At 68.2% G+C, this 20,957-nt stretch carries 22 protein-coding genes; 7 read left to right on the plus strand and 15 right to left on the minus strand.

The genetic code is table 11. The annotated features are described in order from the left end of the window. Window positions 1-143 precede the first annotated feature (143 nt). The 3 genes from mscL (at window position 144) to GTW51_RS10290 (ending at window position 2,963) form a co-directional block, all read left to right on the plus strand. On the plus strand, window positions 144-581 hold the full coding sequence (mscL, locus tag GTW51_RS10280) for a large conductance mechanosensitive channel protein MscL (RefSeq protein WP_163043843.1): 438 nt from the start codon (window positions 144-146) through the stop codon (window positions 579-581). Window positions 582-693: 112 nt separating this feature from the next. Continuing rightward, window positions 694-1,863, plus strand: coding sequence for a pyridoxal phosphate-dependent aminotransferase (locus tag GTW51_RS10285; protein ID WP_163043844.1), 1,170 nt, complete (start codon window positions 694-696; stop codon window positions 1,861-1,863). After that, window positions 1,860-2,963: an AbrB family transcriptional regulator gene (locus GTW51_RS10290; RefSeq protein WP_163043968.1), complete on the plus strand. Its 1,104-nt coding sequence runs from the start codon at window positions 1,860-1,862 to the stop codon at window positions 2,961-2,963. The genes GTW51_RS10285 and GTW51_RS10290 overlap by 4 nt, the downstream gene beginning before the upstream one ends. Here GTW51_RS10290 and GTW51_RS10295 read toward each other — a convergent pair. The 3 genes from GTW51_RS10295 to GTW51_RS10305 all read right to left on the minus strand — a co-directional run bounded on the left by GTW51_RS10295 (window position 2,931) and on the right by GTW51_RS10305 (window position 5,036). Continuing rightward, window positions 2,931-3,308, minus strand: coding sequence for a cupin domain-containing protein (locus GTW51_RS10295; protein WP_163043845.1), 378 nt, complete (start codon window positions 3,306-3,308; stop codon window positions 2,931-2,933). The genes GTW51_RS10290 and GTW51_RS10295 overlap by 33 nt on opposite strands. Before the next feature lie 46 nt (window positions 3,309-3,354). Next, window positions 3,355-4,635, minus strand: a complete 1,281-nt coding sequence (gene hemA, locus GTW51_RS10300; RefSeq protein ID WP_203566010.1) for a 5-aminolevulinate synthase — start codon at window positions 4,633-4,635, stop codon at window positions 3,355-3,357. Between the two features lie 221 nt (window positions 4,636-4,856). Next, a complete protein-coding gene (locus GTW51_RS10305; RefSeq protein WP_163043788.1) occupies window positions 4,857-5,036 on the minus strand; it encodes a hypothetical protein in 180 nt (59 codons plus the stop codon). A 170-nt stretch (window positions 5,037-5,206) separates the two neighbouring features. Here GTW51_RS10305 and GTW51_RS10310 point away from each other — a divergent pair, with 170 nt between their 5' ends. Both GTW51_RS10310 and GTW51_RS10315 read left to right on the plus strand, forming a co-directional pair. Continuing rightward, on the plus strand, window positions 5,207-6,523 hold the full coding sequence (locus tag GTW51_RS10310; protein WP_203566011.1) for an NAD(P)H-dependent oxidoreductase: 1,317 nt from the start codon (window positions 5,207-5,209) through the stop codon (window positions 6,521-6,523). Then, window positions 6,495-7,223, plus strand: coding sequence for an endonuclease/exonuclease/phosphatase family protein (locus GTW51_RS10315; protein WP_163043846.1), 729 nt, complete (start codon window positions 6,495-6,497; stop codon window positions 7,221-7,223). The genes GTW51_RS10310 and GTW51_RS10315 overlap by 29 nt, the downstream gene beginning before the upstream one ends. Here the strand turns inward: GTW51_RS10315 and GTW51_RS10320 are convergent, their stop codons facing one another. The 7 genes from GTW51_RS10320 to GTW51_RS10350 form a co-directional block, all read right to left on the minus strand. Then, window positions 7,224-7,637 carry a MarR family winged helix-turn-helix transcriptional regulator gene (locus GTW51_RS10320; RefSeq protein WP_163043847.1) on the minus strand — a complete coding sequence of 138 codons (414 nt, stop codon included), beginning with the start codon at window positions 7,635-7,637 and terminating at the stop codon, window positions 7,224-7,226. It lies immediately after the preceding gene. 289 nt (window positions 7,638-7,926) lie between these two features. Then, window positions 7,927-8,904 carry an oligopeptide/dipeptide ABC transporter ATP-binding protein gene (locus tag GTW51_RS10325; protein ID WP_163043848.1) on the minus strand — a complete coding sequence of 326 codons (978 nt, stop codon included), beginning with the start codon at window positions 8,902-8,904 and terminating at the stop codon, window positions 7,927-7,929. Continuing rightward, window positions 8,901-9,890, minus strand: coding sequence for an ABC transporter ATP-binding protein (locus GTW51_RS10330; RefSeq protein ID WP_163043849.1), 990 nt, complete (start codon window positions 9,888-9,890; stop codon window positions 8,901-8,903). The genes GTW51_RS10325 and GTW51_RS10330 overlap by 4 nt, the downstream gene beginning before the upstream one ends. Further along, window positions 9,887-10,738: an ABC transporter permease gene (locus GTW51_RS10335; protein WP_163043850.1), complete on the minus strand. Its 852-nt coding sequence runs from the start codon at window positions 10,736-10,738 to the stop codon at window positions 9,887-9,889. Before GTW51_RS10335 ends, GTW51_RS10330 begins: the two co-directional genes overlap by 4 nt. Next, a complete protein-coding gene (locus GTW51_RS10340; protein WP_163043851.1) occupies window positions 10,735-11,682 on the minus strand; it encodes an ABC transporter permease in 948 nt (315 codons plus the stop codon). The genes GTW51_RS10335 and GTW51_RS10340 overlap by 4 nt, the downstream gene beginning before the upstream one ends. Window positions 11,683-11,689: 7 nt before the next feature. Then, window positions 11,690-13,198 (minus strand): ABC transporter substrate-binding protein, encoded by a 1,509-nt coding sequence (locus tag GTW51_RS10345; protein ID WP_163043852.1) that lies wholly within the window; start codon window positions 13,196-13,198, stop codon window positions 11,690-11,692. Between the two features lie 125 nt (window positions 13,199-13,323). Further along, window positions 13,324-14,040 (minus strand): class I SAM-dependent methyltransferase, encoded by a 717-nt coding sequence (locus GTW51_RS10350; RefSeq protein WP_343033984.1) that lies wholly within the window; start codon window positions 14,038-14,040, stop codon window positions 13,324-13,326. Between the two features lie 186 nt (window positions 14,041-14,226). Here GTW51_RS10350 and GTW51_RS10355 point away from each other — a divergent pair, with 186 nt between their 5' ends. After that, window positions 14,227-16,920: a bifunctional acetate--CoA ligase family protein/GNAT family N-acetyltransferase gene (locus GTW51_RS10355; RefSeq protein ID WP_163043854.1), complete on the plus strand. Its 2,694-nt coding sequence runs from the start codon at window positions 14,227-14,229 to the stop codon at window positions 16,918-16,920. A gap of 21 nt (window positions 16,921-16,941) precedes the next feature. On the opposite strand, the gene GTW51_RS10360 is transcribed toward GTW51_RS10355, so the two are convergent. Continuing rightward, window positions 16,942-17,193: a hypothetical protein gene (locus GTW51_RS10360; RefSeq protein WP_343033985.1), complete on the minus strand. Its 252-nt coding sequence runs from the start codon at window positions 17,191-17,193 to the stop codon at window positions 16,942-16,944. A gap of 212 nt (window positions 17,194-17,405) precedes the next feature. Between GTW51_RS10360 and GTW51_RS10365 the strand changes: the two genes are divergently transcribed. Further along, window positions 17,406-18,077: a hypothetical protein gene (locus GTW51_RS10365; protein WP_163043855.1), complete on the plus strand. Its 672-nt coding sequence runs from the start codon at window positions 17,406-17,408 to the stop codon at window positions 18,075-18,077. A 21-nt stretch (window positions 18,078-18,098) separates the two neighbouring features. Here GTW51_RS10365 and GTW51_RS10370 read toward each other — a convergent pair whose 3' ends face one another. From GTW51_RS10370 to GTW51_RS10385, 4 genes are all read right to left on the minus strand, one after another. Continuing rightward, window positions 18,099-18,341, minus strand: a complete 243-nt coding sequence (locus GTW51_RS10370; RefSeq protein WP_163043856.1) for a hypothetical protein — start codon at window positions 18,339-18,341, stop codon at window positions 18,099-18,101. 85 nt (window positions 18,342-18,426) lie between these two features. Next, window positions 18,427-18,630 carry a hypothetical protein gene (locus GTW51_RS10375; protein WP_163043857.1) on the minus strand — a complete coding sequence of 68 codons (204 nt, stop codon included), beginning with the start codon at window positions 18,628-18,630 and terminating at the stop codon, window positions 18,427-18,429. Between the two features lie 39 nt (window positions 18,631-18,669). Beyond that, window positions 18,670-19,143 (minus strand): hypothetical protein, encoded by a 474-nt coding sequence (locus GTW51_RS10380; protein WP_163043858.1) that lies wholly within the window; start codon window positions 19,141-19,143, stop codon window positions 18,670-18,672. A gap of 213 nt (window positions 19,144-19,356) precedes the next feature. Further along, on the minus strand, window positions 19,357-20,733 hold the full coding sequence (locus GTW51_RS10385) for a GGDEF domain-containing protein (RefSeq protein WP_163043859.1): 1,377 nt from the start codon (window positions 20,731-20,733) through the stop codon (window positions 19,357-19,359). Window positions 20,734-20,957 lie beyond the last annotated feature (224 nt).

Here is a 20,957-nt window from a genome sequence, read left to right on the forward strand (position 1 = left end):
CGAGAAGCGCCGCAGACGGATCGAAAGAAACACCGGCAGCGCCGCAAGTCCAGTTCCGCCTTTCCCGCCGGCGTTGGTGACAGGACGCTGCGATAGTATGATCGGGCGTCCCGCCGGATTCGGGTCGCGTCAGGGAAAAGCCGATGCTCAAGGAGTTCAAGGAATTCGCCCTCAGGGGCAACATGGTGGACCTTGCCATCGGCATCATCATCGGCGCGGCCTTCTCCGGGCTGGTCAACGCCATCGTCGCCGACCTGTTCATGCCCATCGTGGCGGTCATCACCGGCGGCGTCGACTTCTCGAACAAGTTCATCGCGTTGAGCAGCGGCGTGACGGCGAGCAACCTCGTCGACGCACGCACACAGGGGCCGGTGCTCGCCTACGGCAACTTCCTCACATTGACGATCAACTTCCTGATCGTCGCGTTCATCCTGTTCCTCGTCGTCAAGGCGATGAACCGGCTGAAGCGCCAGGAGGAGGCCAAGCCGCCGGAAATTTCAGAGGTGCCCCGCAACGAGAAGCTGCTCGAGGAAATCCGCGACCTGATGGCGGTCGCGACGGAGCGCACGCCCCGCGTCTGACCGCGGGTCTCGCGATCCGAACCGTCTCGGGGCTTGACTGAATCGGCCGGAAGGCCGAAGGCGAAAACGGGGACGACTAGCCCCGCCCCGACCCTTCCCGGAAGGCCAAGCCATGAGCGATCTTTCACGCCTCAGCCGCGAGGCGGTCGAGGCGCCGGAGAGCGGCATCGTCGCCGTGATGACCTATGCCCGCGGCCGCGAGGGGCTGATCCCGCTCTGGGCCGGCGAGGGCGACCTGTCGACGCCGGCCTTCATCAGCGAGGCGGCCGCCGCCAGCCTTGCCGCCGGGGAGACCTTCTACACCTGGCAGCGCGGCATCCCGGAGCTGCGCCAGGCGCTCGCCACCTATACCGAACGGCTTTACGACCGGCCCACCGCGCCGGAACGGTTCTTCGTCACCGGCTCGGGCATGCAGGCGATCCAGCTCGCCATCGCCTGTGTCGCCAGCGCCGGCGACGAGGTGGTCTATTTGGGCCCCGCCTGGCCGAATTTCGCCGCGGCGGTGAACGTCAAGGGTGCCGTGGCGCGCGAGGTGTCGCTGGACTTCACCGAAGCCGGCTGGCGCCTCGACCTGCAGAAGCTGGCGGACGCCATGGGGCCGAGGACCCGCGCTCTGTTCATCAACACGCCGTCCAATCCGACGGGCTGGACGGCGAACGAGGGCGAGCTCAGGGCAATCCTCGACCTGGCGCGGGCGAACGGCATCTCGGTGATCGCCGACGAGATCTACAACCGCTTCCATTATGCGGGCGGCCGCGCGCCGTCCTTCCACGACGTCATGGACGAGGCCGACTCGATCTTCTTCGTCAATTCCTTCTCGAAGAACTGGGCGATGACCGGCTGGCGGATCGGCTGGATCGAGACCAGCCCCGCCTATGGCGACGTGCTGGAGAATCTCATCCAGTACTCGACCTCGGGTGTCGCGACTTTCATGCAACGCGCCGCCGTCGCGGCGCTGCAGGACGGCGAAAGCTTCGTCGCCAGCCAGGTCGAGCGCGCCGCCAAGGCGCGCGACATCTTCACCGACCGCCTGCTGGCGACCAACCGCGTGTCGATGACGCGGCCGGATGGCGCCTTCTATGCGTTCTTCGCGGTGGACGGCATCAGCGACACGCGGGCGGCGGCCTTCCGGCTGGTCGACGAGGCGCTCGTGGGCCTTGCGCCCGGGACCGCGTTCGGCCCTGCCGGCACGCATTTCCTGCGCGCGTGCTTCCATCGCCGGCTCGACGAGGTCGAGATCGCGGCGGACCGGATCGCGGATTGGATCGGCCGGTCGGCGTGAGGGCCGTTCCCCGGCAGCGGATCGTCGCGCTCGCCGCGACGCTCGTCCTCGCGGCCTTGGCGGGGGCGGCCGGCGTCGTCCTCGGCTTTCCGGTGCCGTGGCTGCTCGGCCCGGTCCTCGTGGTCTCCGCGGCGAGCATTGCCGGCCTCGATACGCGCCTGCCGCTGACCCTGCGCAGCTTCGCCTTCTTCGTGCTGGGGATCCAGGCCGGTTCCGGCGTCACCCCGGCCGTGCTCGAGCAACTGGCGCTGTGGCCGGCCTCCTTCGCCATCCAGATGGTCGGCGTCGTCGTCGTGATCGCCGCGAGCTACGCCTTCCTGCGACGCGGTCTCGGCTGGGATCACCCGACGTCGCTGTTCGCCTCCATGCCGGGGGCGCTGTCCTTCGTGATCGCGGCTGCGGCGCAGACGCGGGCCGACATGGCGCGCGTCGCGGTCGTCCAGAGCGTGCGGCTTTTGATGCTCATCGGGGTGCTGACGCCGACGCTTGCCTGGCTGCAGAGCGATATCGGCATTCTTGCCGCGGGCCATCCCGCAGCGACCCTGCCGGACTATGCGCTGATGTTCGCCTTGTGCGGGATCGGTGCGGTGGCCGGGCATTTCTCCCGCGTGCCCGGCGGCATGATGCTGGGCGCGCTGATCGCCAGCGCCATCCTTCATGGCGGCGGCTTCGTCACTGCGCCGATCCCGCCGGCGCTCGCGGCATTCTGCCTGGTGCTGCTCGGCGCGGTGATCGGCGCGCGGTTGCGCGGCATCGGGCGGCGGGAACTCGCCGGCCTCCTGCCGGCGTCGGTCGGCTCGTTCGTCATCGCCTTGGGTCTGTCGGCGATCGCCGCAGTGGTCGCGATCCTCTCCCTCGGACTCGCGCCCGGCAAGGTGGCGCTGGCCTATGCGCCCGGCGCGCTGGAGGCGCTGACGGTGCTGGCCTTCCAGTTCGATGTCGATCCCGCCTATGTCGCCGCGCATCACGTCGTGCGCTTCCTGGCGATCGCGTTCCTGGTGCCGTTGCTGGCGACCCGTGTCGCCCGCGCGGCGACCGCTGCGGATGGTCCTGACCCGGAAGCCGGGTCAGGCGTCGATGGTGGCAAAGACAGAGGGTGAGGGCGCCGGCGCCTCGCCGCCGGCCGGTCCCCAGAAGATCACCCAGGTGACGAAGTCATCCGACATGTTGAAGAAGCGGTGCTCGATGCCGGCCCGCACGAACAGCGCGTCGCCAGCGGCCACGCTCTCCTCTTCGCCGTCGCGGATGAAGTCACTGGTGCCGGCGGCGACGATGTAGAGCTCGTCCTGGTCGTGCGGCTGCTGGCGATCCTCGCCGCGCGGCGCGAACACCTGCAGCGACATCGTGCCGTGCGCCAGCGCCTCGATGTCGAAGACGCCGTCGGGCCATTCGGCCGTGGCGGGGCGGGGCAGCTTGCCGACGAGGGCAGGGAGAGACAGCTTCATCGAATACCCATGGTGCGAAAGGGCGCCCGTGGGTCTTGCGAAGCGATCAGCCGCCTGCCTGCGAGACCACGAGCGAGGTAACCGCGGACGAACGCTCGGCATGCTGCGGCTGTTCCGTCGAGAACCGGATGCCGACGGTCTGCCAGGTCTCGACCAGCGCGTCCTTGAGCGTTTCGATCAGCCCGTCGCCGTGCAGCGGCGTCGGCGTGATGCGCAGCCGCTCGGTGCCGCGGGGCACGGTCGGATAGTTGATCGGCTGGATGTAGATGCCGTGGCGCTGCAGGAGGTGGTCGCTCGCCTTCTTGCAGAGGTCGGCATCGCCTACCAGCAGGGGCACGATATGCGTGTCGGAGGGCATGACCGGCAGCTTGGCGTCGCTGAACACCGCCTTGGCGCGGGCTGCTTGGCGCTGCTGCGCGTCGCGCTCGCTCTGCGAGGTCTTCAGGTGCCGGATCGATGCGGTGGCCGCGGCGGCGAGCGCCGGCGGCAGCGCCGTCGTGAAGATGAAGCCGGGCGCATAGGAGCGGATCGAGTCGATCAGCGCCCGGGTGCCGGTGATGTAGCCGCCGAGAACGCCGAAGGCCTTGGCGAGGGTGCCCTCGATGACGTCGATGCGCTCGGCGATGCCGTCGCGCTCGGAGATGCCGCCGCCGCGCGGGCCGTACATGCCGACCGCATGGACCTCGTCGATATAGGTCATGGCGTTGTAGTATTCGGCCAGCTCGACGATCTTCTCGATCGGCGCGACGTCGCCGTCCATCGAGTAGACGCTTTCGAAGACGATCAGCTTGGGCCGGGCCGGATCGGCGGCCTTCAGCAGCTCTTCCAGATGCGCGACGTCGTTGTGGCGGAAGATCTGCTTCTTGGCGCCGGACTTGCGCACGCCTTCGATCATCGACGCGTGGTTCAACTCGTCGGACAGGATCAGGCAGTCGGGCAGCAGCTTGGCGATCGTCGAGATTGAGGCCTCGTTGGAGACGAAGCCGGAGGTGAAGACCAGCGCCGCTTCCTTGCCGTGCAGGTCGGCGAGCTCGCGCTCCAGCTCGACCAGCGGATGATTGGTGCCGGAAATGTTGCGCGTGCCGCCGGCACCGGAGCCCATGGCGGTGACGGCCGCCGTCATCGCGGCGATGACGTCCGGATGCTGGCCCATGCCGAGATAGTCGTTGGAGCACCACACGGTGATCTCGCGCGCCTTGCCGTCATGGCGCCAGAGCGCCGTCGGGAACCGGCCCGCAATCCGCTCGAGATCAGCAAACACCCGGTAGCGTTTCTCGGCGTGGAGAGCTTCGATCGCGGACTGGAAATGGCTCTGATAATCGATCATGAGTGCTCCTTGTCAGAACCGTTCTAAGTCGGCCGTCCGGCGAAGTCCATGCCGTAGGGGGGCCTTGCCTGCCCATAAATGTCAATCTGAATTGACAGTAATCGTAATAATAATTGGACACATGCCGGATGGACATGAGCCGGGAGATACGCGCGATCCGGTGGTCGATGAACCAGGTAAACGCCCGGAACCGGGCGCCCGCCGGCCTTGCCGGATGTCGGTCAGTCGGTTGTTTCTCCGCCCGTCGCCGGCAGGCTGTCGCCGGGAAGCACGCCTTCCTTGCGGGGCTCGCGGCGAGCCCGGGCCTGTTCCTTGCGGCGCTTCAGATTGGCGCGGAGCTGTTCCTGGAGTCGTTCCTCCCGGGTCGGTTTGGGCGTGCGTGGTCTCTCGTCGTCGGTCATGTAATTGTTCCGTTTCTAGGAAGCGAGTGTGGGAGCGGCCTTGATCGAGGTCAAATCGCCGCGCCGGCGACGTGATGCGAACGGCGGTTACATCTGCGGTGAAAACCGTTAGATACCCCGCACTTGGCCGGAGCCATCCTGGCCATGCCCGCATCGAGGACGCCAGCCCCATGATCGAACGCGTCGGCTTCGCCGCCGAACTTGCCGCCTATACCGATCGGCATGGGCCGGTCACCATAGGTCTTGCCGGCGCGGGACAGATGGGCACCGACATCGTCGTCCAGGTGGCCCTGATGGCGGGCGTGAGGATCGGTGCGGTGGCGGCCAAAAGCCCGACCCGTCCGATGGCGGCGATCGCCATGGCCGGCCACGACGACGGACACGGCGCGATCGTCTCGGGCGCCGAGGCCATCGACCGGGCGATCGAGGCGGGGCGCATCGCCGTGACCGACGATCTCGGGGCGCTTTGCGCCAGCGGCCATATCGACGTGATCGTCGATGCCACCGGCAGCCCGGAGATCGGCACGTTCCTGGCGCTGGAAGCCATTTGCAATGGCAAGCATATCGTCATGCTCAATGTCGAGGCCGACATCACCGTCGGCCGGTTGTTGGCGCGCAAGGCGCGGGAGGCCGGTGTCGTCTATACCGGCTCGGCCGGCGACGAGCCGGCGGCGACGCTGGAACTGATCGGCTTTGCCCAGAGCCTCGGCATGGAGGTCATCGCCGCCGGCAAGGGCAAGAACAACCCGCTGCGCCATTCCGCCGTGCCGGAGGAGTACGAGGAAGAGGCGCGCGCCCGCGACATGAATGCGCGGATGCTGGTCGAGTTCATCGACGGCTCGAAGACCATGGTGGAGATGACCGCCATCGCCAATTGCACCGGCCTCAAGCCCGACGTGCCCGGCATGCACGGGCCGGAAGCGACGGTGGACAATCTCGGCCAGATTCTCTGCACCGAAGAGGATGGCGGCATCCTGTCGCGGTCCGGCTGCGTCGACTACACAATCGGCAAGGGCGTCGCGCCGGGCGTGTTCTGCATCGTCAAGCCGCGCCATCCGCGGGCTATCGATCGGATGGCCGATCTCAAGGTCGGTCCCGGTCCCTGCTTCGCCCTCGTCCGGCCGTTCCACCTGACCAGCCTCGAGACGCCCCTCTCGGCCGTCCGCGCCGTCATGTACCAGCGCCCCGACATGGTGCCGATCGACCGGCCGGTCGCCGAATGCGGCGCCGTCGCCAAGCGTCGGCTGATGCCGGGCGAGACGCTGGGACGGATCGGCCAGTCGGACTATCGCGGCTACGCCATGACCTGGGCCGACGGGCGCGCCAGGCGGGCTTTGCCGCTGGGCCTGGCGGAAAAGTCCCGCGTCACGGCGATCGTCGAGCCCGGCGATCTCCTCACGCACGACAACTGCACCGCCGATACCAGCCTGCTCGTCACCCGGATGCGCGCGGATCTTGATGCCGCCGACGAGCCGTACCTCGCCTGATCCTCGCGCCCCACGGCGCCTGCGCATCGTTTCATGGAACTGCCACGGCTCGGTCGGTCGCGACGGTCGCTGCGACCCGGAACGCACGCTTGCGGTCATCGCCGCGCTCGAGCCCGACATCCTCGCGTTGCAGGAGGTCGACGGCCGCTCGCATCTCGGACGCCGGAAACGGGCCTTCGAGTTCTTCGCCGAGCGCCTTGGTGGGCACAGGGTCGAAGCGCGCACCGTGCGACGGGAGCAGGGCGACTACGGCCATCTGCTCTGGTCGCGCGGCGCGATCCGGGACAGCCGCGTCCATGATCTGCCCGGCGGCGGCTTCGAGCGCCGCGCGGCGGTGGATGTCGTATGCGAGACGGCGCTTGGACCGGTGCGGATGATCGCCACGCATCTCGGTCTGGGGCCGCGGAACCGTCGCGTGCAGGCGGGCTTCCTTGCCTCGACGATCGGGACGGATGAGGGGCAGGTCGTCGCGCTCGGCGATTTCAACGAGTGGCGCCGGGACGGCGCGGTCGACGCCGCGCTGTCGGCGCCGCTCCCGGTCCGCGCCTCGGTGCCGAGCTGGCCGGCGCGCTGGCCGCTGGTTCACATGGATCGGCTTTACGCGTCGGCGTCCCTGCAGGTGACAATCCTGCCGGTGCCGGCGTGGATGGCGGCGGCATCCGACCATCTGCCGCTGGTCGTCGAGCTTCAGCAGGCCTGATCAGGGCAGGGTGGGAACTTCGCCGGACGTCGTCGCCCGGATCGCCTTCTCCAGGCTCTTCACCAATGTCTGCCGCTCATCCGCGCCAAGGCCGTCAAGGGCATCGGCGACCTTGCGGAGCGGATCCTTCTTGAGCAGCGTCAGACCGCGATCCGTCAGCTCCAGCTGTTCGGCCCGGCCACGCCCGATCGTGCCGCGCTTGATTAGATAGCCTTTGGTGATCAATGTCCGGACGGTCCGTGCTACCGCACCGGAAGCCAGTCCCTGGAACCGCGCTAGATCGATCGCGGTGCGCCGCTCCGGAGCAGCCAGCTGCACATAGCGAAGCGCGGCCCATTGTGCGGGAAACAGATGCGACGCGTAGCCCTGCGAATGCAGTCGTCGCGCCATCTGCTCCAGCAGGGCTGCCAGCACACCCGTCGAGATTTCCTCAGTTTCCAATAGTGTAAGGCCAATTTAGTTTCGCATCGCGCGACAAGCGCTTCGCTTCGAACAACCTACGGTACACGCTACTAAGGTAGCATAAATGTGGCGCGAGGTATTTAAGGCAATTTATGCATTACCGGGTTTAGTGGTGGTCCGCTCTGGCACTGTCCTGTAGCCGTTGAGCTTCATTTGCTCACTCGACGAATAAGAGCAGGTCATTTCGATCGGTTATATTAACGTTGCATGGCCTGGTATCACTCGAACCATTGGGGTTACCTCACTGGGACAGGGCTCCGGCGAAGTGACAGGCGCTCCTGCGAGATGGTCCGACCCGGCGCAGTAGAGGTTCCTCGGCGCAGATCGGGGCGGCAATGGGGCAGAAGCCGCGATAGAGGCACCCGCTTGCCGCAGGTGCGGCGAATCCAGCGTCCCGCGCGTCGGCCGGTCGAGGCTTCAGCGATTCGGGCCTGTCCAACGCGGGTTCGGCCAGGGCAAGCGCCCGCGTGTAAGGATGTCTGGGATCGACGAAGATCGCCTCGGCAGGCCCCGTCTCGACGATCCGTCCCCGGTACATGACGGAAACGATATCGGCGATCGCGGCGACAGCGGAGAGATTATGGCTGATGAACAGGATCGCCAGCCCCTCCTGATCCGAGAGATCGAGGAACAGGTTCAGGATCTGCGCCTGTACGGAAAGATCGAGCGCCGAGACCGCCTCGTCCGCGACCAGCAGCTTCGGGCGGGTGACCAGTGCCCGGGCAATGGCGATGCGCTGGCGTTGCCCGCCGGAGAATTCGTGCGGCCGGCGCATCGCGTCCGAAGCAGCGAGCCCGACGCTTTCGAGCACGACCTCGACCCGTGCCATACGCTCCGCCCGCGACAGCTTCGGCACGACAAGATGCAGCGGCTCGGCGACGATACGGCCGACACGTTGGCGCGGGTCGAGCGAGCCGTAGGGGTCCTGGAAGACCATCTGGATCTCCCGCCGCCTCGCCCGCAGCGCGGCAGCAGGCAGATCGTGCAGATCGTCCCCCTCGAGCAGCACGCGCCCGCTGCTCGGCCGGTCCAGCGCCGTGACGATGCGCGCCAGGGTAGACTTGCCGCTGCCGCTCTCACCGACGATGCCGTGGATCTGCCCCGCGCTCACCTCCAGGCTGACGCGGTCGAGCGCCGGCAAGGGCGGTCGACGGCTGAACAGCCCGCCGCCGGCGTAAAGCTTCGAGACCGCATCGACGGCGAGCAGCGACGCGCTCATGGCCTGGCGCCTTCGCGCGTCGCCCGGATGCAGCGCACGGCCCGCTCTGGTCCGATCGCCCGCCAGGCGGGCTCGCCGTCGTCGCAAGCCGGGATGTGCTCGGGGCAGCGATTGGCAAATCGGCAGCCGGGCGGGAGCGCGCCGAAGGCCGGCACGGTGCCGGCGATGACCGCCAGGCGCTGGCGGCCGGCGCCCGCGTCTGTTCGCCGGCGCGGCATCGCGCCGATCAGGCCGCGCGTATACGGATTGGCCGGTTCGGCCAGCAGCGCACTGGTCGGCGCTTCCTCGAAGCGGGTTCCGGCATAAAGCACCAGCGTCCGGGCGACGGTCCGGGCGATGACCCCAAGATCATGGCTGACGAGGATCAGCGCCATGTTCGCCTCGGCGACGAGCTCGCCGAGAATGTCCAGCACGTCCCGCTGCACCGTCACGTCGAGCGCCGTCGTCGGCTCGTCGGCGACCAGCAGCGAGGGCGATCGCGCCAGTGCGATGGCGATTATGACACGCTGGCGCTGGCCGCCGGACAATTCGTGCGGAAAGGCGTCGATGCGGTTCGCCGCATCCACGATGCGCACTCGGTCGAGCAGCGCCAGCGCCCCGGCGCGGGCCGCCGCCGGGCGCGCCCCGTCCAGCCGCAGCCCCTCGGCGATCTGGTCGCCGATCCGCATCGCCGGGTTGAGCGCCGTCATCGGCTCTTGGAAGATCATCGCAATCCGTCGGCCCCTGATCGCGCGGAGTTCCGCCTCGCTCGCCCCGACGAGGTCGCTGCCCTCGAAACGGATGCTGCCGCTGAGGACCGCGGATCCGGGCAGGAGTCCGATCAGCGCCAGCGCCAGCAGCGACTTGCCGGAACCGGATTCGCCGACGATGCCGAGCGTCTCGCCTGCCGCAAGATCGAAGCCGACATCGTGAAGGATCGGCAGGAGCGATCCGTCCGGCTGGGCCAGCGACACGCCGAGATTCGCGACGGAGAGCAGCGGGCTCATCGACCGAGGTCCCGGCGCGGATCGAGGCGGTCGCGCAGGCCGTCGCCCAGGAGGTTCAGCCCAAGCACGGCGATGGCGATCGCCAGCCCCGGCGCGACGGCGAGCCAGGGCGCGGTGGTCAGATAGGTCTGCGAATCGGCCAGCATCCGGCCCCAGCTGGGCGCCGGCGGCGCCAGGCCGAGGCCCAGGAAGCTGAGCCCTGCTTCGGTCAGGGTTGCGAGGCCCAGCTGGATCGTCGCCTGGACGATCAGGTCGCCCGAGATGTTCGGCAGCACGTGCTCGACCGCGATGCGCGGACCGCTCTTGCCGGCGCCCCGCGCGGCGAGGATGTAGTCGCGGGCGAGAATCCGCATCGCCGCGCCGCGGGTGATGCGGGCGAACACCGGAACCATGAACACGGCGATCGCGACGATGGCGTTGATCATGCCGGTCCCGAGCAGGGCCGCCAGCATCATCGCGGAGAGGATCGGCGGAAACGCGAAGACGACGTCCATCGCCCGCATCACCCCGGCCTCGATCCAGCCGCGGCGCGACGCCGCGATCAGGCCGAGCAGCGTGCCGAGACTGGCGCCGATGGCGACGGCGGTAACGGCGATCACCAGCGAATTCACCGCCCCCGCCATCAGCAGCGACAGCACGTCCCGGCCCAGCTGGTCGGTGCCGAGAAGGCCACCCGTCAGGGGCGGGCGGAGCCGGGCGGCGATGTCGAGCTTCGTCGGAATGGCCGGCGTCCATACCAGCGACAGCAGCGCGACGGCGACAATCCCGGCGACGATCGCGCCGCCGACGGCGAGGCGCCATCCGGGTGCGGTGCCGCGCATCCGCGTCGCTCCGACGACGACGCTCATGCCGACGCCCTCAGCCGCGGATCGAGCACGAGATAGGAGAGATCGACCAGGAAGTTCACTACGATGACCAGCGCCGCCAACAGCAGCACGACGTCCTGCATGACGACCAGGTCGCGCTGCTGCAGCGCCTGCAGGGCGAGGCGGCCGAGGCCGGGGAGGCCGAAGACGTTCTCGACCAGCACCGCGCCGGCGATCAGGAAGGTGAATTGCAGGCCGACGACCGTCACCACCGGCAAGAGCGCGTTCGGCACCGCGTGACGCCAGAGGGCCGCGCGCTTCGTCAGGCCCTTGGCGCGCGCGGTCCGCACGAAATCCTCGTGCAGCACGTCGAGGACCGCCGACCGTGTGACGCGGGTCAGCACGCCGGCCTGCGGAAGCGCCAATGCGATGGCAGGCAGCGCCAGGGCGGCAAGGGCCGGCGGGATGCCGGCATCCCAGCCCGGAAAACCACCGGACGGCATGATCCCGAGGGTCGAGGCAAAGACCAGGATGAGCAGGATGCCGACCCAGAAATTCGGCATCGCGACGCCGATCTGGGCGACGCCGGTGGCCAATAGATCCCAGGCACTGCCGCGCCGCGACGCCGCGAGAATGCCGAGCGGCAGCGCCAGCGCGACCGACAGGACGATCGCCATCAGCGCCAGCGGCAGCGTTACCCCCAACCGGTCGAGGATCAGGCCTGCCACCGGGCCGCCATAGGTGGTGGAGGTGCCGAGATCGCCTGTCAGCACGCCGCCAATCCAGGCGGCAAAGCGCAGCGGCAGCGGCTGGTCGAGCCCGAGCTCGAGGCGCAGCGCCGCCAGCGTGTCGGGTCGTGCAGAGGTGCCGAGCATGATCGCTGCCGGATCGCCTGGCAGCACGTCCATGACCAGGAATATTACGACCGATACCGCCAGCAGCGTGACGACGAGGCCGGCGAGCCGCCAGGCGATCATCCGCAGCATGGACGGGTCAGTCGGTCCACGCGACGTCGGTCAGGTCGTTGGAAGGGATCGGCTCGTTCTCCCAGAGACCGGTGAGGGCGGCGTTCCAGACGCCGAGCTTCGGCATCACGAAGAGGTAGAGGGCCGGCACCTCGTCGGCGAGGATGCGCTGTGCCTCGCCGTAGCGGGCAATCCGCTCCGCCGGATCGGTGGCGGTCTCCGCCGCGACGATGGCGGCGTCGAAGGCCGGGTTGGCATAGCCGAAATAATAGTCCGGCCGCGCGTAGATCCCGATGTCGAGCGGCTCGGCATGGGCGACGATGGTCATGTCGAAATCATGCCGGGTGAACACCTCGTCGACCCAGCGTGCCGGAAACTCGGTGGGGACGATCTGAAGCGTCACGCCGATATCGGCGAAGAAGGCCTGCAGTACCTCGGCGGAACGGCTCGCATAGGCCATTTGCGGCGCCTTGATCGTCAGCGCGAACCCGTCCGGATAGCCCGCCTCGGCGAGCAGTTGCCGCGCCGCCACCGGATCGTAGGCGTAGGTGCCGGTAAGATCGACATAGCCCGGATCGTTCGGCGCGTAATGACTGCCGATCGGCTCGCCATAGCCGGCATAGACTCCCTGGATCAGCGTCTCGCGATCGACGGCCATCATCAGCGCCCGGCGGACCCGCGGATCGTCGAACGGTGGTTTGCGGCCGTTCATCCCGGCGACGACCTTCAGTTCTGTGCTGCCGACGACCGTGGCGAGATCGGCTTCGCCCTCCAGCGTCGCGTAAAGCTCCGGTGCGCCGAATTCCGGGAAGGCGTCGATGTCGCCGCTGCGGATTGCCGCGGCCTGCGCCTGGGGGTCGGCGACGAAGCGGAACGTCGCGCCCGCCAGCGCCGGGACGTCATCGGCGTTCCAGTAGTCCTCGCGGCGTCTGAGCTCGATCCGATCGCCCTGCCGCCACTCGGCCAGCGCGAAAGGCCCTGTGCCGACCGGCCGGACATTGTTGGTTGCGGCGGAACCGGGCTCGACCATCACCGCCGCCGGCCAGGCGAGCCAGTAGAGCAGGTTGCCGGTCGGCTGCGACAGCGTCACGGTGAGCGTCTGCGGATCCGTCGCCTCGACCGTCTCGATCGTCGCGAAGAACTGCTTCTGCGGGTTGGTCGAGCTCTCGCCACGCGCCCGGTCTAGCGCGAACTTCGCCGTTTCGGCGGTGAAGGCCGCGCCGTTGGAGAAGCTGACGTCCGGCTCGAGCGTGAAGACGTAGGTTAAACCGTCCTCGGAGATCGTCCACGCGCGCGCCAGCTGCGGCTGCACGTCGCCGTCGCGGTCGATCCGGGTCAGGCCCTCGTAGATGTTCTGCCAGGTCACCTGACCGATGGCGACGGGCGCCGCAGCGGTCGGGTCGAGGCCGGCGGGCTCGATCGCCATGCCGATGGTCGCCGTGTCGCGCGCCTGCGCCAGGGCGGCATCGGGCAACGCGGCGAGGGCCATCACGAGGGCGGCGAGAACCCGAAGGCCGGCGACGGGACGGATCGGCATGGAGCGGCTCCGGAATGTGTGGAAGGACGAACGGGCAGGGCTGGCGGCCGGCGCGACTGCCCTGCGGCATTCGGACGGAAAACCCGCCCGGGTGCAAGACACGACGCCAATTCTTGCGCGGCTCGTCAGACGGGAACGCGAAGCCAGTAGATCCGCAGCGGCTGGGTGAGAACCTTGCGGCCGGACGCGTCGGTCGTCGCGCGTGCGGCAAACAGCCGGGCCACCTCGTCGCGCTTTTCCTCGATGATGGCGGCGCGTGACGGGGCGATCGCCTCCAGCCGCTGGATGAAGGCCTCGGCATCCGCATAGGGCTGGTTGCGCCGGTAGACGACGTTGCCGCGCAGTTCCAGCAATTGCGACCGCACCGCGTCGGCGACGGCCCGCGCCGCGGCGTCCAGCACGGCCGTCTCGTCTTCCACCGGCCGCATCACCTCGTGTTGCGGCCCCTCGGCCAGCGGCTCGACGACGAAGATCGTCCCGCCGCGGCGGGTGACCCGGGCGGCTTCGCCGAGAGCCTTGGCCATCTGCTCGACAGGCACGTGATGCAGCGAGTTGACGAATACCGCCGCGTCGAAGCCGGCGTCCGCAAACGGAAGGGCCTCGGCACCGCCGATGTCGAACCGGGCGCCCCGAAAATCCGCCTTGGCGCGCTCGATCGCTTCGGCATTCGGGTCGATGCCGGTGACGGCAAAGCCGCCATCGCTCAGCGCCCTGGCAAGACCACCGCTGCCGGCGCCGATGTCGAGCACCGTGCGCGCCTTCTCCTCGGCGAGCCCCGCCGCGATTACCGCCGCCGTGTCGCCGGCGGCGAAAGCCTTATCCAGAGTACCCGGTGTCAGCACGATCGTTCTCCTCGCGAGGCCAGCCCCCTCGCGCCGACATAGGCGACGCGGCGCCAAAGAGCGAGGCCGAAGCGATTCCGGTTTGACCCTGATCAGGGCCATGCGACGCTGGCTGGCGCTAGCTTGGCCCCATCGTGCCTCGCGCCTCGCCGCACGATCCGCAGACGCCCACACGACGGAGACCCGATGAGCATCCGCAACTTCGACGCGATCTTCGCGCCGCGCGCCATCGCGCTGGTCGGCGCCAGCAACGAGCCGGGGACGGTCGGCCGGGTGCTGGCGGAGAACCTGCTGCGCGGCGGCTTCGCCGGACCGGTGATGACCGTCAATCCGCACGAATTCGCCATCCAGTCGACGCTGAACTACCGCTCGATCGATGCCTTGCCGATTACCCCGGACCTCGCCGTGGTGGCGACGCCGGCAGCCTCGGTGCCGGGCGTCATCGGCGAGCTGGCGCGGCGCGGCTGCCGCGCGGCCGTGGTGATCAGCGCCGGGCTGGGGATCGACGAGCATGGCCACGACCTCAAGCGCGAGATGCTGGAGGCCGCCCGGCCGCATCTGATGCGCATCGTCGGGCCGAACTGCATCGGCGTGATCTCGCCGGCCAAGGGGCTCAACGCCAGCTTCGCGCATCTGACGCCGCGATCCGGCGACATCGCGCTGGTCAGCCAGTCCGGGGCGATCGTCACGTCGGTGCTGGACTGGGCCGACGAGCGCGGCATCGGCTTCTCGCACGTGATGTCGCTCGGCGACATGGGCGACGTCGATTTCGGCGACATGCTGGATTTCCTCGCCGGCGACCGGGCGACCCGGTCGATCCTGCTCTATGTCGAGAACGTCACCCACGCGAAGAAATTCATGTCGGCGGCGCGCATCGCCGCGCGCGCCAAGCACGTCGTGGTGATCAAGGCCGGACGCAGCGCCGAGGGCGCCCGCGCCGCGCAGTCGCATACCGGGGCGCTAGCGGGGTCTGACGCCGTCTACGACGCAGCTTTCCGCCGCGCCGGTCTCCTGCGGGTCGGCCAGCTCGACGAGATGTTCGAGGCCGCCGCGACGCTGGCGACGCGGCTGCGCGTCGTCGACGACCGGCTGACCATCCTGACCAATGGCGGCGGCGCCGGGGTCCTCGCCGTGGATGCGCTGGAGGCCGAGGGCGGCCGGCTGGCACCGCTCAGCGATGCGGCGATCGCCCGGCTCGACGCGGTGATGCCGTCCACCTGGTCGCGCGGCAATCCGGTGGACATCATCGGCGATGCGGACGGCGCGCGCTACGCCGCGGCCCTCGACATTCTCGGCGAGGAGCAGGACAGCGACGCCATCCTGGTGATCAATTGCCCGACTGCCGTCGCCAGCCCGATGCAGGGCGCGCAGGCGGTGGCCGACGCGGTGGTGCAGCGGCCGCAGCGACCGATCCTGACCACCTGGCTCGGCGGAACCGCCGCGGCGCCGGCCCGGGCGTTCTTCGCCGCCCGCAAGATTGCCACCTTCGACGGGCCGGACAAGGCGATCCGCGCCTTCATGCATCTCCATCGCTACCGACGGAACCAGGAGATGCTGATGGAGACGCCGGCAGCGGGCGTGGTGATCGGCCCCGACGACCTCGAGGCGGCGCGCGCGATGGTGCAGCAGGTCCTGGCGACGGGGCGCACGGTTCTCACCGAGCCGGAGTCCAAGCAGCTCCTGTCCTTGTTCGGCATCCCGATCGTCCAGACGCTGCTGGCGGCGGACCCGGAGGAGGCCGGCCGACGCTTCGGCGAAGTCGGCGGACCGGCGGTGCTGAAGATCGTCTCGCCGGCGATCAGCCACAAATCCGACGTCGGCGGCGTCCGCCTGAACATCCGCTCGGCCGAGGAGATGGAGGCGGCGGCGCGGACGATGCTGGAAACGATCCGGCAATCCCTGCCGGATGCGCCGCTGGAAGGCTTCTCGGTGCAGCCGATGGTGGTCCGCGCCGATGCGCAGGAACTCATCGCCGGCATCGCGTCCGATCCGACCTTCGGGCCGGTGATCCTGTTCGGGCGCGGCGGCAAGGCGACGGAGGTGATCGGCGACCGGGCGATCGGCCTGCCGCCGCTCAGCTCGGTGCTGGCGCGCGAGATGATCGCCTCGACGCGGATCTCCAAGCTGCTGGCCGGCTTCCGCGACGTGCCGCCGGTGCCGCTCGACCGCATCGTCGACGTGCTCTTCCGCCTTTCCGAGTTGGCGGTGCTGCTGCCGGAAGTCGCCGAACTCGACATCAACCCGCTTCTGGCCAATGCCGGCGGGGTGATCGCCCTCGACGCGCGCGTCAGCGTCCGGCCCGCCTCCGCGGCCCTGGTCGGCCCGGCAATCCGCCCCTATCCGCGCGAGTTCGAGCAGATGATCGAGATCGGCGACGGCACCTCGCTGCTCCTGCGGCCGATCCGCCCGGAGGACGAGGCGGCGCTGGCCGCAATGGTCGAGCGCTGTACGCCGCGCGATCTCCGGCTGCGCTTCATGGGACAGATGCGGGCATTCCCGCACCAGACGGCGGCGCGCTTTTCGCAGATCGACTACGACCGCGAGATGGCGCTGGTGGCGATGGGCGAGCCCGACGAAGCCGGTAGGCTCTCGATCCTTGGTGTCGTGCGGCTGGTCTCCGATCCCGAGAACGAGGCGGCGGAATTCGCCGTGCTCGTGCGCTCCGACATGAAGGGGCGCGGCCTCGGCTACCGGCTGATGACGGCGATCCTCGACTACGGCCGTCGGCGCGGCCTGCAGCGCGTCTATGGCGAGATCCTGCGCGAGAACGCCACTATGCTGCGCATGGCGCGCGAGCTGGGCTTCGAAACGGAGGAGGGCGACCCGCAGGACGACACGGTCAAGGTCGTCGTGGCGTTCGACGCCCGGACGCCTGCATGACGCGGGGCCTGCCCGCCGAACTCACGCGATGGCGGACCGGATCCAGGCGACGGCCTCGTTCAGTGAGGCGAAGGGCGGCAGCTTGGTTCCCGTCGGATCACACCGGCCAAACCCTGCCTCCAGGAACCAGTGCCCGTCATGGGAGCCGTAATGCTCGCCGCTTAGCTGGGTGAGCACGGCCACCAGCACCCCGTCGACGAAGACGATCTGGCCATCCAGTTGCTCGGCCCCGCAGGCGATCGGCGCGGACTGACATGAGAGAACTTGTTCCACCGCCTGGAATCCCGTCGTCGATTGACTGGGACAATACGCCGCGCGGGCCCTCCGGTTCACGAAATTGGTGAAAATCTCCTCAGCCGGGAAAGCATCTGCGGCTCTCGCAGCGCCGAGCGGTGGGCCGATGATGGCAACCCGTCGCGTGCCGAATGCGCGATGCTCGTCTCGGGAAATCGGCTAAGGGAGTGGCAGCAGCCAGGAGGCAAAGGATGCGTTTCTTCGATTTCAGTTCGTGGCAGAGCGTGCTCACGACCATGCTCGGGATCGCCATATTCGCGCTGGTCGGCGTCGGCATTCGCGTCTTGATGATGCTCACGCTGCAGCAGCGCCAGCAGCGGATGAACCGGCAGATCAACGAGCGCCTCAAGACGCTGATCGCGGCGTATCGAACGCTGGGCGGCTCGTTTACCGGCGAGCTGACAGTCAGTCCGGGGCATCTGCGGGACCTTCGCGGCGGCGCCGAGGGCCAAACCACCGAGCCGGCAGACCTGCCGGCGGCTGCGCCCTCCGATCGTCCGCGCCGCATTCGCGATGCCGTCGAGGCGGCCTTGTCGGATATCCTGCTGCTGGGGACAGAAGAGCACGTGCGCCTCGCCGGAAAGGCGGCAAGCGACATGGCGGCCGGCCGGCCGATCCATACGGCGGAGCTGGTCATTTCGCTGCGCAACTACGTCCGCAAGGCGCTCGACCTCGATCCGATCCCCGCGGCGGTGGCGATACCCCTGCAAGGCCCGACGAGACTGCAGGGCGGGCAGGGTCGCGGCGGCGGAAGGGGTGACGCAGGCAAGGGCGGCGGCGGCGCAGGCGGCGGCGGAATGGGCGGCGACGGTGGAATGGGGATGGGCGCGGGACAGAAGTCCGACCCAACGACCGGAAACTAGAGGACGGGCCGGATCAGGGTGCTACAGGGCCGGTGGGGCGGGCGCCGTCTGCTGCTGGGCAGGCGAGGTGCCGGGCGCTGCCTGCTGGGCAGGCAGATCGCCGGGCGCTGCCTGCTGCTGCACGCTGCTGTCGGCGGGGGCGCTGCTGCGCAGGTCGTAAAGGATCAGCGCGGCGACGCCGAGACCGACAATCGCCAGCACGACATAGCCCGCCGCCGATCGGTCCGAAGCGGATCGGTCCTCGTAGTCGTGATCTTTCGGCATCGTCTCTCCCTGAGCGGCTGCGAAACGGCATCAGAGTAACCGGCGAAAGCGTGCGCCACGAAGGTAGCGCACGCTTTGTGGGCCGTTATTCAGCCGGCGGGACGACCACGGGCGCTGTGCCCTCTTCGGTCACCATCGGCACGACCTCTGCCTCTTCCTCGTCGAAGGAGCCAAGGGCCCATGCCAGCAGGATCAGCGCGAGGATCACGGCAATGGCGATGCCGATCCATTTGCCGACGCTGCTCTTGTTCTCGGTCGTGGTTACTTTCGGGTCACGGTAATTGCTCACGGGATAATTCCTTGATTGAATTTCTGGATCAGAACGGGATCAGTTGTCGCTCAGCGACGAGCCGCGACGGTAGGACCGCACGTCGGAGCCGGTGTAGGCGGGGTCCCGCTCGGCGCGCAGCGCCGGGTCGACGGTCCGGGTCGTGTCGCTGGGTGCGAGGAAATCGTAGTCGCGGAATTCCTCGTCGCGCGCGTCGAGATTGTGAGCTTCGGCTTCCGGGCGGCGCATGATGGCCTGGATGCGCTCGATCCGATCGTCGCCGGCATTGACCGAGACGACGTAGTCGCCGTTCCGGATGCTCGCCTGGTACGTCCGGGCGTCCGCGTCCGGCAGATGCAGGTCATGGATCGCGTCGTTGTAGCGCGTGTGGTCAGTGTCGGTGGCGTCGACGCGGCGGTCGTGATCCGGGATCACGTGGATGTGGCCGCTCGAAACGCCCTCCGCTTCGAGTTCCTGGCGAACCAGTTCGGCGACAGCGTGGGTGCGGTAAATGGCGGTTACGTTGCGGTTCATGTTTTGCCTCCTGAAACATTATCGTTGTGAGGCTAATCCAGCCGGCCCTTTGGAGTTCCATAGGCAATCGAGCACCCGTGCCGAACTCGGACGGCGCCGCTTCACAGTCCAGTTGCTGGAATGTCTGCAGTGAGCGTCAGGAGGCATTCGAGACTATCGGGCCCGGAGCGGTTTCGGCACTCACGCGATACTTCGCGGTGACAGACGAATTCTCTAGGGCGTCCTCGAGGCCAGATTAGCGGGCGCTAATGATGGCGCCCGCGAATGCGGTGGGCTTGCTGCGGGAGGCGCGGAAACGCCATCTCTCGACGGGATGAGGTCGGTGTCCCCCGATCCATGCAGAACGACGCGATTTCTCCCGGCCAACTTGGCCTGATAGAGGGCCGCGTCCGCCTGGTTCTGCAGTTTTTCCGGTGAGATATCGGCGCCAGGCACCTTGACCGCCAGTCCGATGCTCACTGTCACGAAGGGCGACGTCTGGGATGTAGGATTGGGCAGTGCCGCAGCTTCGACGGCCAGGCGGATCCGTTTGGCCGCCGCGAGGGCACCCCGCTCACCGGCTCCGGGAAGGACCACCAGGAACTCTTCGCCGCCATAGCGCGCCAGATGATCGTTTCCCCGGCGCAGGCAGCCCTGGATGATGGCCGAGACCGCCACGAGACAGCGGTCGCCTTCGGCATGGCCGAGGTGGTCGTTGAGGTTCTTGAAATCGTCGAGGTCGCACATCAGCAAAGCGACGGCTGCAGGGGCCGACTCATGACCGACCCAGATGTCGTCGAGGATTTCCTTCATCCAGCGCCGGTTCGCTGCCCCCGTCAGCGGATCCGTCCGTGCCAGCTGCTCCAGCCGGTCATTGGCTTCGGCAAGGTCTTCGACGCGCTTGCGGTCGCGGAGCTCCAGCAGAAATGCCTTCTGAGCCAGGAGCGTCATCGTCCGTCGAGCGACGACCGTGGCAATGATGCCGCTGGCGAAGAACAGCGCGCCGTCCACTGCACTCGAAAGGGCGATGCCGGGATTCTGGAACTGGAAGAAGACATAGATCCCCATGGCGATCGCCGCGATCGTCACGGTCCAGGCAAGGGGCACGCTGAAGATGATGATGCCGGTGATCGCCACGAACAGCATGATGTTCAGATGGCGCTCGTAGAACTCGCCGCCCGCACTGACGCCGGCGAGGGCGATTGAAAGGAGGATGAGTGCCATCCCGCCGACGAGGGAGAGTTGCTGCAGCCAGAGGGCACGCGGCTGCCGCCAGAGGAGCAGGACGGCGATGGCTACCGGCGGGAGGATGGTGGCCGGGAGTATCATCGACGCAGAGATGGCTTCGGGAAGCGTCAGCAGGCTGAGCACCAGGGTCAGCATGGCGAGGATCGCGACCCATTTCATCCATGAGCGGATGATCGTCGCCGTCTGCGGCCAGGAACGCTCGCGAAACAGCCGGTGGATTTCGCCGGTCAAGCGCACACTGCGCGTGCGTCCAGCCAAAAGCCGCTCGACCTCGGCCATGACGGCGGGATTCGGCACGGCCAGGGGCGGACGAGCATGTCCGTGCGTCGGGGTCGCGAGCGCCGTGTGCTTCTGAATGGTCATGGAAGCCAACTTTCGGAAACTTGCCGTGTCGATCTCGGCTAGTCCCGGGATGTCGAACCGTGATCGCCGCGTCCAGCGCAGATCCGATCATGAAAGACATAGGGCGGAGGCGAGCGAAAGCTATCGCCATCCGCCGTCGATTCTGCTGCGGCGACCATTATGGCGCGACAGGCAGGCATGGTCGGGTTCACCGTTGAAGGGTATCAGGCGACGCGCGCTTGGCC

The organism is Aurantimonas aggregata, assembly GCF_010500835.1.
Classification (GTDB): domain Bacteria; phylum Pseudomonadota; class Alphaproteobacteria; order Rhizobiales; family Rhizobiaceae; genus Aurantimonas; species Aurantimonas aggregata.